12 protein-coding genes are annotated in these 14,780 nt (G+C 73.0%); 7 read left to right on the forward strand and 5 right to left on the reverse strand.

The features are described from left to right. The first annotated feature begins 12 nt into the window (after nucleotides 1–12). The 3 genes from ACE3Q3_RS01010 to ACE3Q3_RS01020 all read left to right on the forward strand — a co-directional run bounded on the left by ACE3Q3_RS01010 (nucleotide 13) and on the right by ACE3Q3_RS01020 (nucleotide 5,916). Nucleotides 13–1,206 carry a serine hydrolase domain-containing protein gene (locus ACE3Q3_RS01010; protein ID WP_374440465.1) on the forward strand — a complete coding sequence of 398 codons (1,194 nt, stop codon included), beginning with the start codon at nucleotides 13–15 and terminating at the stop codon, nucleotides 1,204–1,206. Further along, nucleotides 1,203–2,819 carry a tetratricopeptide repeat protein gene (locus ACE3Q3_RS01015; protein ID WP_374440468.1) on the forward strand — a complete coding sequence of 539 codons (1,617 nt, stop codon included), beginning with the start codon at nucleotides 1,203–1,205 and terminating at the stop codon, nucleotides 2,817–2,819. The genes ACE3Q3_RS01010 and ACE3Q3_RS01015 overlap by 4 nt, the downstream gene beginning before the upstream one ends. 109 nt (nucleotides 2,820–2,928) lie before the next feature. Further along, a complete protein-coding gene (locus ACE3Q3_RS01020; RefSeq protein WP_374440471.1) occupies nucleotides 2,929–5,916 on the forward strand; it encodes a S8 family serine peptidase in 2,988 nt (995 codons plus the stop codon). 67 nt (nucleotides 5,917–5,983) lie between these two features. On the opposite strand, the gene ACE3Q3_RS01025 is transcribed toward ACE3Q3_RS01020, so the two are convergent. After that, nucleotides 5,984–7,588, reverse strand: coding sequence for a GMC family oxidoreductase (locus ACE3Q3_RS01025; RefSeq protein WP_374440474.1), 1,605 nt, complete (start codon nucleotides 7,586–7,588; stop codon nucleotides 5,984–5,986). Nucleotides 7,589–7,802: 214 nt separating this feature from the next. Here ACE3Q3_RS01025 and ACE3Q3_RS01030 point away from each other — a divergent pair, with 214 nt between their 5' ends. Together ACE3Q3_RS01030 and ACE3Q3_RS01035 are read left to right on the forward strand one after the other, a co-directional pair. Continuing rightward, on the forward strand, nucleotides 7,803–8,837 hold the full coding sequence (locus ACE3Q3_RS01030) for an aldo/keto reductase (protein ID WP_374440476.1): 1,035 nt from the start codon (nucleotides 7,803–7,805) through the stop codon (nucleotides 8,835–8,837). A 67-nt stretch (nucleotides 8,838–8,904) separates the two neighbouring features. Then, nucleotides 8,905–10,968 carry an ATP-dependent helicase gene (locus ACE3Q3_RS01035; protein ID WP_374440479.1) on the forward strand — a complete coding sequence of 688 codons (2,064 nt, stop codon included), beginning with the start codon at nucleotides 8,905–8,907 and terminating at the stop codon, nucleotides 10,966–10,968. Between the two features lie 3 nt (nucleotides 10,969–10,971). Here ACE3Q3_RS01035 and ACE3Q3_RS01040 read toward each other — a convergent pair whose 3' ends face one another. Further along, nucleotides 10,972–11,106, reverse strand: coding sequence for a hypothetical protein (locus tag ACE3Q3_RS01040; RefSeq protein ID WP_374440482.1), 135 nt, complete (start codon nucleotides 11,104–11,106; stop codon nucleotides 10,972–10,974). Nucleotides 11,107–11,380: 274 nt separating this feature from the next. Here ACE3Q3_RS01040 and ACE3Q3_RS01045 point away from each other — a divergent pair, with 274 nt between their 5' ends. Both ACE3Q3_RS01045 and ACE3Q3_RS01050 read left to right on the forward strand, forming a co-directional pair. Continuing rightward, on the forward strand, nucleotides 11,381–11,605 hold the full coding sequence (locus tag ACE3Q3_RS01045) for a hypothetical protein (RefSeq protein WP_374440485.1): 225 nt from the start codon (nucleotides 11,381–11,383) through the stop codon (nucleotides 11,603–11,605). Between the two features lie 103 nt (nucleotides 11,606–11,708). Next, entirely contained in the window at nucleotides 11,709–12,599 is an 891-nt protein-coding gene (locus ACE3Q3_RS01050) for an NAD(P)-dependent oxidoreductase (RefSeq protein WP_374440487.1), read from the forward strand. A 26-nt stretch (nucleotides 12,600–12,625) separates the two neighbouring features. Here ACE3Q3_RS01050 and hemA read toward each other — a convergent pair whose 3' ends face one another. The 3 genes from hemA to ACE3Q3_RS01065 all read right to left on the reverse strand — a co-directional run. Next, entirely contained in the window at nucleotides 12,626–13,837 is a 1,212-nt protein-coding gene (gene hemA, locus ACE3Q3_RS01055) for a 5-aminolevulinate synthase (protein WP_374440490.1), read from the reverse strand. Continuing rightward, complete coding sequence (locus tag ACE3Q3_RS01060) at nucleotides 13,827–14,540, reverse strand: biliverdin-producing heme oxygenase (protein WP_374440493.1); 714 nt, start codon at nucleotides 14,538–14,540, stop codon at nucleotides 13,827–13,829. The genes hemA and ACE3Q3_RS01060 overlap by 11 nt, the downstream gene beginning before the upstream one ends. Further along, nucleotides 14,537–14,780 (reverse strand): hypothetical protein (locus ACE3Q3_RS01065; RefSeq protein ID WP_374440496.1); only part of this gene is annotated, 244 nt, incomplete at its 5' end. The genes ACE3Q3_RS01060 and ACE3Q3_RS01065, both read right to left, overlap by 4 nt.

Consider the following 14,780-nt stretch of genomic DNA (forward strand, 5'->3'; position numbering starts at 1 on the left):
GAGGGAACGAGGATGGAAATGATGGCGGGCTTTCCGCCGCCGGCGGCGGCCCAGGCGACGTTGGCGAACTGGCGGACGCCGCCCTTTCACCGCTGGGCCTTCCAGCATGTCCGCGAGATCGTGCCGACGGCCGAGATCGCCAACGATCCCGACCGCGTGTGGCGGCTGCCGGCCGCCCCTCGGGACCTCTCCGGCGTGACGGTCGAGACCGCGGACGGCGCCCTCGGTTTCCACGACTTCCTCGCCGCCACCGACACCGATGCCCTCGTCGTCCTCGACCGCGGCCAGGTCGTCTGGGAGAGCTACGCCAACGGCATGACGGCGAACCGGCCGCACATCCTGATGTCGGTGTCGAAGTCCGTCCTCGGCATGGTCGCCGGCATCCTGGCCGGACAGGGCGTGCTGGACCCGGGCGCCGCGGTCACCCGCTGGCTGCCCGAACTGGCCGGCGGCGCCTATGCCGGCGCGACGCTGCAGCAGCTTCTCGACATGCGCGCCGGCATCGCCTTCGAGGAGAACTATCTCGCGACCAGCGGCCCGATCATCGCCTACCGCAAGGCCCAGGGCTGGAATCCGCCCGCTCCCGGCGACCCGCCGTCCGACCTGCGCAGCTTCTTCGCCACCCTGACCGGGCGCGACGGCCCGCATGGCGGCCGCTTCCATTATGTCTCGCCGAACACCGACATCCTGGCCTGGGTGCTCGAGCGCGCCGCGGGCGAGCGTTTCGCCGACCTGGTGAGCCGGCTGCTGTGGCGCCCGCTCGGCGCCCAGCGCAGCGCCGAGATCACGGTCGACCGGCTGGGCGCGCCGCGCGGCGCGGGCGGCATGAGCGTCGCCGCCACCGACCTCGCCCGGCTCGGCCAGCTTCTCGTCCAGGACGGGATGCGCGACGGGGTGGAGATCGTGCCGCGCGCCTGGATCGACGATCTCGCGGCCGCCGCCGACCGCGCCGCCTGGGACGCCGGCGATTTCGCCCACTACTTCCCGGGCATGCCGATTCACTACCGCAGCAAGTGGTACGTGCTGCACGGGGAGGCGCCGCTGCTCTTCTGCGTCGGGGTCAACGGCCAGAACCTCTTCGTCGACCGCGCCAACCAACTCGTGATCGCCAAGCTCTCCTCCCACGACCTGCCGATGGACGAGGCGCGCATCCTCCTGACGATGCAGGGGGTGGCCGCGCTGCGCCGGCATCTGGCGGCGCGATGACGATCCAGCCCCAGGCCTGGGAGCAGGCGCTCGCCGCCGCCGCGGAGGCCCACGCCGCCGGCCGCCTCGCCGAGGCGGAGGAGCGGCTGCGGGGGATCCTGCGCGACCTGTCGCAGCGGCAGCGCGTGCGCCCGGTGCCGGTGCTGCTGCGCCTGGCGGGCGTCCTCGTCGACCGCGGCGAGGCCGAGCGGGCCTACGCCATCGCCGACGAGGCGGCCGCACTCGACCCGCGCAACCCGCTCGCCCTCAACCTGCGCGGCTCGACGCTCGGCCTCCTCGGCCGCTGGACCGAGGCCGAGGCGGCCTTCCGGGCGGCCGTCGCCGCCGATCCCGGCATGGTCGAGGGCCACTTCAATCTCGGCCGGCTGCTGGCGGGACAGGGGCGCAATGCCGAGGCGACGCTGGCCTTCCGCACCGCCCTCGACCTCGCGCCCGAGGCGTCGCCGATCCGGCGCGCCCTCTCCGGCACGCTGCGCGACGAGGGCCGCTTCGCCGCCGCGCTCGCCGAGCTCGACCGGGTGATGGCCGCCGAACCGGCCGGCGCCGAACTGTGCAACGAGCGCGCGATCCTCCTGATGATGAGCGGCCGGACCGAGGAGGCGGTGGCCGAGTTCGACCGGGCGCTGGTTCTCCAGCCCGACTTCGTCGCGCCGCGCTTCAACCGCTCGCTGGCGCTGCTGCGGCTCGGCGACTTCCGGCGCGGCTGGGCGGAATACGAGCACCGCTTCCGGACCGAGATGGTGCGGCCCCTGCCCTTCGCCCAGCCGCGCTGGCAGGGCGAGCCGATCGCCGGGCGGGCCATCGTCCTGTGGGGCGAGCAGGGCCATGGCGACACGCTGCAGTTCGCCCGCTACGCGCCGCTGGTCGCCGATCGCGGTGCCGAGGTCGTGGTGGTGGCACAGGCCGGGCTGGTGCGCCTGCTGCATTCGCTGCGCGGCGTCCGCCGGGTCGTGGCGCCGGGCCAGCCGGTCGGCCCGCACGACCTGCATGCGCCGCTGATGAGCCTGCCGGCCCTCTTCGGAACCACGCCGGAGACGGTCCCGGCCGAGGTCCCCTATCTCGCTCCGGACGCCGGGACGCGGGCCCGCTGGGCCGGCCGCCTCCCGGACCGGGGACGGCTCCGGGTCGGGCTCGTCTGGGCCGGCGACGCGCGCCCCCACCTGCCGATGAGCAACGCCACCGACCGTCGCCGCAGCGTCCGGCTGGAGGCCCTGGCGCCGCTCTTCGCCGTCGACGGGGTCGATTTCGTGTCGCTGCAGTTCGGCGGCCGTGCCGGCGACCGCACCCGGGTCGCCTTCGGACCGCAGATGGCCGACCCGATGGGAGAGGTGCGGGACTTCGCCGACACCGCCGCCATCGTCGAGCAGCTCGACCTCGTCGTCACCGTCGACACCGCGATCGCCCATCTCGCGGGCGCTCTCGCGCGGCCGGTCTGGGTGCTGTCGCGCTTCGACGGCTGCTTCCGCTGGATGAGCGGGCGCGACGACAGCCCCTGGTATCCGACGATGCGGCTGTTCCGGCAGGAAGCGCCCGGCGACTGGACGCCGGTGATCGCCCGCGTCGCCGCCGCGCTGCGGGAGGCGGTGCGGACGCCGGCGAACGCGGACGCCTAATTTTAGGTAAGAAAGGTTTCGCCGCGCGCCGGAAAATGAACCCGCCGTTGCAGGTCGGAGGAGGGAAGACTACAAGCGAAGCGTAGTCTGCCCAACCGCGCGGCACGTCATGGCGAAACTGGACTTCTCCTTGCTCTCCACGGCGTCCGTTGCCGGCCCGGAGCCGGTGCTGGCGCCGACCGATCCGCTGGCCGGCAGCCAGTGGCATCTCGACGCCATCGACGTGAAGCGCGCCTGGGACAGCTATGCCGGGCGCGGCATCAGGATCGGCATCGTCGACGACGGGTTCGAGCGCACCCATCCCGACCTCGTCGGCAACTACCGCACCGACCTCGACTACGACGCCCGCCAGGGCGATTCCGACGCGGCCGCGGCGAGCGGCGACAATCACGGCACCGCCGTCGCCGGCACCGCCGCCGCGACGATGAACAATATCGGCGGCGCCGGCATCGCCTGGGAGGCCGACATCGTCGGGCTCCGCATCGGCTATGGCAGCAACGGCAACGTCACCCAGATCGTCAATGCCTTCGACCGCCTGACCGGGGTCGACGTCGCCAACAACAGCTGGGGCTACGGCGGCTACTTCTCCGACGATTTCGCCAGCGCGACCTTCCAGGGCGCCGCGGCGGAACTGCAGGCGGCGGCCACCAGCGGCCGCGGCGGGCTCGGCACGGTCGTCGTCTTCGCCGCCGGCAACAGCGGGGATGCGGGCGACAACGTCAACTATCACGACTTCCAGAACAGCCCCTACGTCATCGCCGTCGGCGCCACCGATTCGAGCGGCGCCATCGCCGGCTTCAGCACGCCCGGCGCGGCGGTCCTGGTCGCGGCCCCCGGCGTCGGCATCGTGACGACCGACCGGCTGGGCAGCGCCGGCTATGTCGGCGGCGACTATGTCAGCGTCAGCGGCACCTCCTTCGCCGCCCCGATCGTCAGCGGCGTCGCCGCATTGATGCTGGAGGCCAACCCCGCCCTCGGCTATCGCGACGTGCAGGAGATCCTGGCCTATTCCGCCCAGCAGCCGGCCGCCGGCGGCACCTGGTTCACCAACGGCGCCGGCGACTGGAACGGCGGCGGCCTGCGCTTCAACGACGACTACGGCTTCGGGCTGGTCGACGCGCACGCCGCGGTCCGGCTCGCCGAAAGCTGGACGCAGCAATCCACCCAGAGCGACCGCCTCGTCGTCACCCGTTCGGCGAACCCCAGCCCCGATCTCGCGATCCCGGAGGGCGGGACCGTCTCCAGCGCGATCACCGTCTCCGGCACGGCGATCGACATCGACCGCGTCGAGGTCACGCTCGACATCGCCCACACCTGGATCGGCGACCTCACCGTCAGTCTCGTCTCGCCCGCGGGCACGACCTCGCTGCTCGTCGACCGACCCGGCGTCTCGGCCTCCAGCGCCTTCGGCGCGAGCCAGGACAATATCCGCTTCACGGTCGACAGCGTGCAGTTCTGGGGCGAGGACGCCAACGGCACCTGGACGCTCGTCGTCGGCGACTGGGTCGCCGGCGACACCGGAACCCTCAATTCCTGGTCCCTGTCGCTGATCGGCGATGCCGACACCGCCGACGACCTCTACGTCTACACCGACGCCTTCGGCGCGCTGGGAGCGGACGCGGACCGGCGGACGCTGACCGACGCGGGCGGCACCGACACGATCGACCTCGCCGCGATCTCGGCGGCCAGCCTTCTCGATCTGCGCCCGGGCACCACCAGCACCGTCGCCGGCCGGTCGCTGGCGATCGCCGCCGGCACCACGATCGAGAACGCGATCCTCGGCGACGGCAATGACCGGGTGCTGGGCAACGAGGCTGCCAACGACCTGGAAGGCTGGCGCGGCGCCGACTCCCTCGACGGCGGCGCCGGCAACGACACGCTGACCGGCGGTGCGGCAAACGACACGCTGAGCGGCGGCCAGGGCAGCGACCGCGCGGTCTATTCCGGGGCGCGCGCCGACTACACCGTCACCTGGTCGGCCGCGACCACGAGCTTCACCGTCACCGACCTGCGCACCGGCTCCCCGGACGGTACCGACCTCGTGACCGGCATCGAGGACTTCGTCTTCGGCAGCCAGACCGTGTCGGCGGCAAGCCTCCAGACCGGCGGTGGCGGCGGCGGGCAGACCGGCACGGCCGGCGCCGACACGCTGAACGGCACCGCCGCCGACGATCTCCTGGCGGGGCTCGCCGGCAACGACCGGCTGAACGGCCTGGCGGGCGCCGACACGCTCGACGGCGGGGCCGGCAACGACACCATGGCGGGCGGCCAGGGCAACGACGTCTACATCGTCGACTCGACCCGCGATTCGCTGTCGGAATCGAGCAACCAGGGCACCGACCTGGTGATGGCGTCGGTCAGCCTCACGCTCGGCAGCAATCTCGAGAACCTGACCCTGACCGGCATTGCGGCGATCAACGCCACCGGCAACGGCCTCGCCAACGTGCTGACCGGCAATGCCGCGGCCAACGCCATCAACGGCCAGGGCGGCGCCGACACCATGATCGGCGGCGGCGGCAACGACACCTACACGGTCGACAATGCCGGGGACGTGGTGATCGAACGCGACGGCGAGGGCGTCGACCTCGTGCAGAGTTCGGTCGCCCAGACGCTGGCCGACTTCGTCGACAACCTGACCCTCACCGGATCGTCGGCCATCGCCGGCACCGGCAATGCCCTGGCCAACGTCATCACCGGCAACGGCGGTGCCAACACCCTCTCGGGCGGCGGCGGCGCCGACACGATCGTCGGCGGCAACGGCCGCGACCTGCTCTATGGCGGCGCCGACGCCGACCTCTTCGTCTACCGGTCGACGGGCGAGAGCGCGCGCGGCTCCAACCGCGACATCATCGCCGACTTCGACGCCGAGGACCGGATCGACCTCTCGGCCATCGACGCCGACACCCGCACCTCGGGCAACCAGGCCTTCACCTTCATCGGCACCGCCGCCTTCAGCGGTGGCGCCGGCCAGTTGCGCTACGTCGTCAGCGGCAGCGACCTCACCATCCAGGTCGACACCAACCGCGACCGCACGGCCGACCTCGAGATCCAGCTCAAGGGCGTGACCCGGCTCGACGCCCTCGACTTCATTCTGTAGCGGCTTCCGAACGGCGGGCCGCGAAGCCGGGATCGGGCTCCGGCACGATCCTCACGCGGGCCCGGGTTCACGCCGCGCCGCGCAGGATCATGTCGGCGCCCTTCTCGGCGATCATGATGGCGGTGGCGTTGGTGTTGCCGGAGACGACGGTCGGCATGATCGAGGCGTCGACGACGCGCAGCCCGTCCATGCCCTTGACCCGGAGCGTGGTATCGACCACGGCGGTCGGATGCGGGCCCATCATGCAGGTGCTGGTCTGGTGGAAGGTGGTGCCGGCGGTCGCACGGACATGGTCGAGGAGGTCGTCGTCGCTGACCGCGCCCGGGCCCGGCATGAACTCCTCGGTGACGCAGCGGCGCATCGCCGGGGTGGCGAAGACCCGCCGCGCCGCCTTCAGTCCGGCGACCATCGTCTCGCGGTCGTTGGGCGTCGACAGGTAGTTGGCCGTCATCCTCGGCGGCACCGTCGGGTCGGGCGACTGGATGCGGAGCCAGCCGCGGCTCTCCGGCCGGCAGGGGATGGCGACGATGGTGCAGCCGGGGAAGTCGTGCATCGGATCGCCCGCCTTGGGCGCGCTGCCGGCCAGGAACTGGTACTGGACGTCGGGCGAGGCGAGTTCGGGCCGCGTCTTGAGGAAGAGGCCGATCGGGGCGGCGCCGGTCATCAGCGCCCCCCGGGCCGCGAAGACGTACTCCATGCCGGTCAGCGCCTTGCGCCACCAGGAGCGCGAGATCTCGTTGAAGGTGTTGGCGTTGCGCACCCGGTAGATGAGCCGGCCGCCGAGATGGTCCTGGAGGTTCTCGCCGACCCCCGGCAGGTCGTGGACGACCGGAATGCCGAGCGACTGCAGCAGCGCGCCCGGCCCGATCCCGGACAGCTGGAGGATCTGGGGCGAGTTGATCGTGCCGCCGGCGAGCAGCACCTCGCGCCGGGCGCGGACGCGGTGGACGGCGCCGTTCTGGCCGTACTCGACGCCGACGGCCCGTCGCCCCTCGGTCAGGACCCGGTGCGTCAGGGCGCGGACCTCGACCCGCAGGTTCGGACGGCGCATGGCCGGGCGCAGGTAGCCGATCGCGGCACTGCATCGCCGGCGCCCGCGCACCGTCACCTGGAGCGGCCCGACGCCCTCCTGGGAGGCGCCGTTGAAATCGGCGTTGAAGGGATAGCCCGCCTCCTGGGCGCCGGCGATGAAGGCGTCGTGCAGCTCGTGCGGGGTCCGGAGGTCGGACACGGCGAGCGGCCCGTCGGCGCCGTGGTATTCGTCGGCGCCGCGCTCCTGGCGCTCCGACTTGCGGAAATAGGGCAGCACGTCGTCATAGGACCAGCCGGCATTGCCCATCTGCCGCCAGAGGTCGAAATCCTCCTTCTGGCCGCGGATGTAGATGAGGCCGTTGATCGAGCTCGATCCGCCCAGCACCTTGCCGCGCGGCCAGGGGATGCGGCGGCCCATCATCTCCGGCTCGGGCTCGGTCTCGAACTTCCAGGCGACCTTGGGGTTGTAGATGTTGCGGTAGAAGCCGGCCGGGATGTGAATCCACGGGTCGGTGTCGCGCCCGCCCGCCTCGAGCAGCAGGACCGTGGTCCTGCCGTCGGCCGTCAGCCGGTTGGCGAGCACGCAGCCGGCCGAGCCGGCGCCGACGACGACGTAGTCGAACTCCTGAGCCGCTTCCATTCCCGACGCTTCCCTGTCGCGCGGCGCCGATTCGCGGCGCCGTCTTCCGCCCCCGAGTATGCAGCGCGACCCGGGCCGCGGGAACGCCCGGCGCGGCCTTGGGCGCGCCGCCCCCCGAGGGGGCCTCCCGCGGCGCCGCCGGGACTGGTGCGACCGCGAACGGCTTGCGACAATCGCGCCGACCTGCACACCAACGGACCGGGGGAAGAGACCAATGGAATATCGTCAGCTCGGCGGATCGGGCTTCATGGTGCCCGCCCTCAGCTTCGGCACGGCCACGTTCGGCGGCGGGACCGACTTCTTCCGCGCCTGGGGGGCGACCGACGTCGCCGAGGCCGAGCGCATGATCGATCTCTGCCTCGATGCCGGCCTCAACATGTTCGACAGCGCCGACGCCTATTCGCTGGGCCTCGCGGAGGAGATCCTCGGCCAGGCGATCAAGGGCAAGCGCGACCGCCTGCTGATCTCGACCAAGGCGACCTTCCGCGTCGGCCAGGGGCCGAACGACGTCGGCAGTTCGCGCCATCACCTGATGGCGGCCTGCGACGCCAGCCTGAAGCGGCTCGGCACCGACCATATCGACCTCTGGCAGATGCACGGCTTCGACGCGATGACGCCGATCGAGGAGACGATGCGCGCCCTCGACGACCTCGTCCGCGCCGGCAAGGTGCGCTACGTCGGCTGCTCCAACTTCTCCGGCTGGCACCTGATGAAGGCGCAGGGCATCGCCGACCGCCACGGCTGGACGCGCTACGTCGCCCACCAGCTCTACTATTCCCTCGTCGCCCGCGAGTACGAATGGGAACTGATGCCGCTCGGCATCGACCAGAAGGTGGGCGCGGTGGTCTGGAGCCCGCTCGCCGGCGGCCGCCTCTCCGGCAAGCTCGGCCGCAACCGGGTCCCGGGCAAGGACACCCGCTATGGCCAGCTCGGCACGATGGGACCGGAGTTCCCGCAGGACCAGTTCTACGACATCGTCGACGTGCTCTACGCGCTGGCGGAGGAGACCGGACGGACCGTCCCGCAGGTCGCCCTCAACTGGGTGCTGCGGCGGCCGACCGTCTCGACCGTCATCGTCGGCGCCCGCAACGAGGCGCAGCTCCGGGAGAACCTGGGGGCGGTCGATTTCGTGCTGACGCCGGAGCAGGTTGCCCGGCTCGACGAGGCCAGCCACCGCCCGCCGATCTATCCCTACTGGCACCAGCGGCGGACGAGCACCGACCGGAACCCGCCGCTCTTCGCGAGGTAGCCGGCGCGATCCGGGCGGGGGTGGCGAAGGCGGCACCCCCGGCGGCCTTGCGAACAAAAGGAGAATCATGCTTCCTCGGGCGGGCATGGATTCCGCCCGGCACGCCTTCCTCGACACCCTCAACCCCGAACAGCGGCTCGCCGTGGAGCATGGCGACGGGCCGCTCCTGGTGATCGCCGGCGCCGGCTCGGGCAAGACGATGACGCTGGCGCACCGGGTCGCGCGGCTCGTCGCCGACGGGGCCGACCCGCGCCGCGTCCTGCTCCTCACCTTCTCCCGCCGGGCGGCGGCCGAGATGGTGCGGCGGGTCGAGCGCATCCTGGCCCGCCTGCCGGGCCACCGCGGCGCGACCCTCCCCTGGGCCGGCACCTTCCACGGGGTCGGCGCCCGCCTGCTGCGGCAGGAGGCGGACCGGATCGGGCTCGCCCCGGGCTTCACCATCCTCGACCGCGAGGACGCGGCCGACCTGATGGGGCTGGTCCGGCACGAGATCGGGCTCGCCGGCCGCGACAGCCGCTTTCCGCTGAAGGCGACCTGCCTCGCCGTCTACTCCCGCACCGTCAACGCCGAGGCGGAACTGGCGGGCGTCCTCGATGCGGCCTTCCCCTGGTGCCGCATGTGGGAGGACGAACTGCGCCGGCTCTTCGCCGCCTACGTCGCGGCCAAGCAGCGCCAGCAGGTGCTCGACTACGACGACCTGCTGCTCTACTGGGCCGAGACGATGCTGGAGCCGGCGCTGGCGGCCGAGATCGGCGCCCGCTTCGACCATGTCCTGGTCGACGAGTACCAGGACACCAACCGGCTGCAGGCGACGATCCTGGCCGGCCTGAAGCCCGACGGGCGGGGCGTCACCGTCGTCGGCGACGACGCCCAGGCGATCTACGCCTTCCGCGCCGCCACCAACCGCAACATCCTCGATTTCCCGCACGCATTCCGGCCGCCGGCACGGGTGCTGACGCTGGAGCGCAACTACCGTTCGACCCGCCCGATCCTCGCCGCCTCGAACGCGGTGATCGCGCTCGCGGCCGAGCGCTATGCGAAGGAACTGTGGAGCGACCGGGCGTCGGGCGAGCGGCCGCGCCTCGTCACCGTCGCCGACGAGGCGGATCAGGCGCAGGCCGTCGTCGCCGACATCCTGGAACGGCGCGAGGCGGGGCTGGCGCTGAAGGAACAGGCGGTGCTCTTCCGCACCACCCATCACAGCGCGATGCTGGAGGTCGAGCTGGTCCGCCGCAACATCCCCTTCGTCAAGTTCGGCGGCCTCCGCTTCCTCGACACCGCGCACGTCAAGGACGTGCTGGCGGTGCTGCGCTGGGCGGAGAACCCGCGCGACCGGGTGGCCGGCTTCCGCGTCCTGCAGATCCTGCCGGGGGTCGGGCCCGCCATCGCCGGCCGCGCCCTCGACCGGGTGGCGCAGAGCTTCGACCCCGAACTGGCGCTGGCGGCGCTGGCGCCGCCCGCCCGCGCCGCGGACGCCTGGCCGGATCTGGTGGCGCTGGTCGGCCGTCTCCACCGCCACGCCGCCGGCTGGCCGGGCGAGCTGGCGGACATCCGCGCCTGGTACGAGCCGCATCTGGCGGACCGCTTCGCCGACGCCGCGCCGCGGGCGGCCGACCTCGCCCAGCTCGAGCAGATCGCCGCCGGCTACGGGTCGCGCGAGCGCTTCCTCACCGAGCTGACGCTCGACCCGCCCGACGCCGCCAGCGACGAGGCCGGCACGCCGCTGCTCGACGAGGACTATCTCATCCTGTCGACGATCCACTCCGCCAAGGGGCAGGAATGGACCTCCGTCCATGTCCTCAACGTCGTCGACGGCTGCATCCCCTCCGACATGGCGACCGGGCGGGCCGAGGAGATCGAGGAGGAGCGCCGCCTGCTCTATGTCGCGATGACCCGGGCGCGCGACCATCTGGCGCTGATGCTGCCGCACCGCTTCCACGTCCACCAGCAGAGCCCGAGCGGCGACCGCCATGTCCACGCGGCCCGCACGCGCTTCGTGCCGCCGGCCCTGCTGCCGCTCTTCGAGGAGACGCGATGGCCGCCGCCGCGTCCGGTCGAGGCGGCCGGGGGGACCGCCGGTCGGCGTCCGGCCGCCGACATCGCCGCCCGCCTGCGCGCGATCTGGGGATAGGCCCTAGGGACCCGGGCGATCGAGGGCGAAGTCGTCGAACCAGGGCGCGCGTTCGCCGGCGATCGGGCGACCGATCTTGCGCGACGCGAGGAAGCTGAAGGTGATGCCGTTGCCGCCATCGGCGCAGGCCGCCGGCACCCGCGGCCGGTCGGGCGCCGGGCCGATCGGCGGCAGCCGGCCGCGGACGAGCGGGCGGGGGGCGGCAGCGCGGGATCGTCCAGCCAGGGCGGCGCGCCGCCGCGGCGTTCGGGTTCGCCGGTCGTCTCGCGATCGAGCATGGGGGAGCGCTCGACGCCGATCCCCGGCCGCCGGTGTCCGCAAATCGGCGGGCCCGGCCGGAACTCCCCCGTCGGCGGCGGGTTGACCCTCTGTCTCCGGCAAGGAGATCAACCAGGACAAGGAGTTGCCCCACATGGCCAATCCGCAGAACCCGGGCGGGCAGGAACCCCGGAAGCAGCAGAACCAGGAAAGCCCGAACCCGCAGAACCCGGGCGCCCAGCGCCAGCCCGACGAGCGCCAGCAGTCGCAGCAGGGGGGCGAGCCGCAGCGGCGTCCCGGCGGCCAGTCCCAGAACCCGCAGCAGGCGCAGGACGGCGGTCGGCGCGGGCAGGAGTTCCGCAACCCGCAGAACCGGTAGCGGTCCCGCGATCCGGCGAGGAGGGGGAGGCCGTTCGGGCCTCCCCCTTTCCGCGTGCCGTCTCCCGTAGCATCCTGTCGCGGCGACGGCAGGAGGACGGATCATGGGCGAGGCGGTACGGACGGTCGGCTATGTCGGCATCGGCCTGATGGGGCGGCCGATGGCCCTGCGGCTCCTCGGAGCCGGCGTGCCGCTGACGGTCTGGGGGCGCAATCCCGACCGCATCGCCGACGTCGTCGCCGCCGGCGCCGCCCTGGCCGAGAGCGCCGCCGCGCTGGCGCGCGCCAGCGACGTCGTCATCACCTGCGTCTCGGACACGGCCGCGGTCGAGGCGGTGGTCTTCGGCCCGGGCGGCATCGCCGAGGGTGCCGGCCCCGGCAAGGTGCTGGTCGACATGTCGACCATCCACCCGCGCCGCAGCCGCGAGATGGCCGAGCGCCTGCGGGCCGAGACCGGCATGGGGTGGATCGACGCGCCGGTCTCCGGCGGCCCCCCCGGGGCCGCCGCCGGGACGCTGGCGGTGATGGCGGGGGGCAGCGCGGCCGACCATGCCTTCGTCCAGCCGGTCATCCGCCATCTCGCCGGCGCCTTCACCCTGATGGGCCCGTCCGGCGCCGGCCAGACGACCAAGATGGTGAACCAGGTCATCGTCGGCGGCTGCAAGTCGGTGATCGCCGAGGCGATCCAGCTCGCCATGAATTCCGGCATCGACGCCACCCGCCTGCCGGAGGCGTTCGCCGGCGGCCGTGCCGATTCCTCGCTGCTGCGCCAGTCGGTGCCGAAGATGGTCTCGGGCGACTTCACCCCGACCGGGCACCTGCGCACCATCATGAAGGACCTCGACATGGTCATGGAGCTGGCGCGGGAGACCCGCACGCCGATGCCGATGACCGGGCTGGCGACCGAGATCCACCGCATGATGGTGGCGCATGGGCACGCCGACACCGACACGACCTCGGTGATCGCCCTGCTCCGCGACAAGCCGGTGCTGTAGCTCCTCGGGGCCGGACGGCCGCCCCTTCAGGCGGCGCGGCCGAGGCCGGTGGCGGCGAAGGCGTCGGCCAGCGCCAGGACGAGGTGGTCGATGTCGGCCTGGTCGTGCAGCGGCGACGGGGTGATGCGCAGCCGTTCGCTGCCGACCGCCACCGTCGGATAGTTGATCGGCTGCACGTAGACGCCGTGCCGCTCCAGCAGGATGTCGGCGATCGCCTTGCAGCGCCCGGCATCGCCGACCATCACCGGCACGATGTGGCTCGGATTGGCGAGGTGCGGGATGCCGGCCGCGTCGAGCCGCCGCCGCACCTCGGCGACGCGGGCCCGCTGCGATCGCCGCTCGGCGTCGCTCGTCTTCAGGTGGCGGACGGCGGCGCGGGCGCCGGCGGCGGCCGCCGGCGGCAGGGCGCTGGTGAAGATGAAGCCCGAGGCGAAGCTGCGCACGAAGTCGCAGAGCGCGGCCGACGCCGCGATGTAGCCGCCGACGACGCCGAAGGCCTTGGCGAGCGTGCCCTCGATCACCGTCAGCCGGTGGGCGACGCCGTCGCGCTCGGCGACGCCGCCGCCGCGGGGACCGTAGAGCCCGACCCCGTGGACCTCGTCGAGATAGGTCATGGCGCCGTGGCGCTCGGCGACGTCGCAGATCTCGGCGATCGGCGCGATGTCGCCGTCCATCGAGTAGACCGATTCGAAGGCGACCAGCTTCGGCCGCGCCGGGTCGATCCGGGCGAGGCGCCGGTCGAGATCGGCCGGATCGTTGTGGGCGAAGACCTGGCGCTCGGCGCGGCTGTGCCGCATCCCCTCGATCATCGAGGCATGGTTGGCGGCGTCCGAGAGGATGACGCAGCCCGGGATGCGGGACCCCAGGGTCGACAGCGTCGCCCAGTTGGAGACGTAGCCCGAGGTGAAGAGGAGCGCCGCCTCCTTGCCGTGGAGATCGGCCAGTTCCCGCTCCAGCAGCACATGCTCGTGGCTGGTGCCGGAGATGTTGCGGGTGCCGCCGGCGCCGGCGCCGCAGCGGTCGAGGGCGGCATGCATGGCGCCCAGCACCGCCGGATGCTGGCCCATCCCGAGATAGTCGTTGGAGCACCAGACGGTGACCGGCCGCCGGGCCGCGCCGTCGTGCCAGTCGGCGCGGGGAAAGCGGCCCGCCGTCCGCTCCAGGTCGGCGAACACGCGGTAGCGGCCGTCCCGGCGCAGCCCGTCGAGCTCCTTCCGGAAGAAGGCCTCATGGTCCATCGTCGTCTCCAGGCTCCGAAGGCCCGGATATGGCGTCGCGATCCGCCCCGGCGCCACGCGCGAATGGTCGCGCGGTCCGGGCGCCGACCGCCTCGGCGACGGCGATGTTCCAGCGGAAGGCCGCACGCGCCGCCGCCACCGCGCGCCACGGGTCCACCATCCGCGCCCCGGCGGCGTCGAGCGCGCGGCGGTAGGCCGCCCGGAAGGCGTCCCGGTCGGCGATGTCCGGGAAGGCGTGGAAGGCGAGCCCCGCCAGCCCCGGGGTCCGCGCCAGCCGCCGTTCCAGGATCGGGCCGCCGCCGAGGTCGCCCAGGTGGCGGGCATAGGCGTGGCCGACCAGCGCCGCGCCGTCACCGCCGGCCGCCGCGGCGACCGCCTCGGCATAGCGCCGGCCGGCAGGAAGGAGCGGCAGGGCCGCGGCCCAGTCCCGGCCGGCGAGGCGCGCCAGGTCGGCTTCGAGGGCCGGCGCGCGATAGAGGGCCGGCAGCGCCAGGAGGCCGGCGACGCCGCCCGCCCGGTGCCGCTCCAGCCCCGCCTCGAGCGCCCGATAGGCCGGCAGCAGGTTGCACAGATAGACGAGATGGTCGGGCGTCGTCGCGCCGCCGGCGAGGAGCCGGCCGACGTGTCCCGCCCGCTCGGCCCGTCGGTGCAGATCGTGGGTCGCGGCCCGCAGCCGATCGGAAAGCCCGGCCGTCCTGCTCATGCCGGACCGAGATAGCGCCCGTACCAGGGATCGAGATGGCGCGCGAGATAGGCGTCGATCCAGGCGACATCCTCGGGCGGGAGATAGTCGCGATAGCCGCCGACCTTGCCGCGCCGGACCTTGCGCGACTCGGGATTGGCCGGATCGGCGACGGCGAGGCGGCGGCCGGGAATGGCGCCCGCCAGCTCCAGCGCCTGCATGCGCTCGAAGCGGCACTCCTCGACCGTGGCGGCGATGCCG

It is taken from the genome of Allostella sp., from assembly GCF_041913585.1.
In the GTDB taxonomy this organism is placed as follows: domain Bacteria; phylum Pseudomonadota; class Alphaproteobacteria; order ATCC43930; family Allostellaceae; genus Allostella.

Excerpts from the sequence above, each read along its gene's own strand:
- ACE3Q3_RS01015 (WP_374440468.1), top strand. The coding sequence starts at position 1,203 with ATGACGATCCAGCCCCAGGCCTGGGAGCAGGCGCTCGCCGCCGCCGCG.
- ACE3Q3_RS01035 (WP_374440479.1), top strand. The coding sequence starts at position 8,905 with ATGCTTCCTCGGGCGGGCATGGATTCCGCCCGGCACGCCTTCCTCGAC.
- ACE3Q3_RS01050 (WP_374440487.1), top strand. The coding sequence starts at position 11,709 with ATGGGCGAGGCGGTACGGACGGTCGGCTATGTCGGCATCGGCCTGATG.
- hemA (WP_374440490.1), bottom strand. The coding sequence starts at position 13,837 with ATGGACCATGAGGCCTTCTTCCGGAAGGAGCTCGACGGGCTGCGCCGG.
- ACE3Q3_RS01020 (WP_374440471.1), top strand. The coding sequence starts at position 2,929 with ATGGCGAAACTGGACTTCTCCTTGCTCTCCACGGCGTCCGTTGCCGGC.
- ACE3Q3_RS01025 (WP_374440474.1), bottom strand. The coding sequence starts at position 7,588 with ATGGAAGCGGCTCAGGAGTTCGACTACGTCGTCGTCGGCGCCGGCTCG.
- ACE3Q3_RS01030 (WP_374440476.1), top strand. The coding sequence starts at position 7,803 with ATGGAATATCGTCAGCTCGGCGGATCGGGCTTCATGGTGCCCGCCCTC.
- ACE3Q3_RS01045 (WP_374440485.1), top strand. The coding sequence starts at position 11,381 with ATGGCCAATCCGCAGAACCCGGGCGGGCAGGAACCCCGGAAGCAGCAG.
- ACE3Q3_RS01010 (WP_374440465.1), top strand. The coding sequence starts at position 13 with ATGGAAATGATGGCGGGCTTTCCGCCGCCGGCGGCGGCCCAGGCGACG.
- ACE3Q3_RS01060 (WP_374440493.1), bottom strand. The coding sequence starts at position 14,540 with ATGAGCAGGACGGCCGGGCTTTCCGATCGGCTGCGGGCCGCGACCCAC.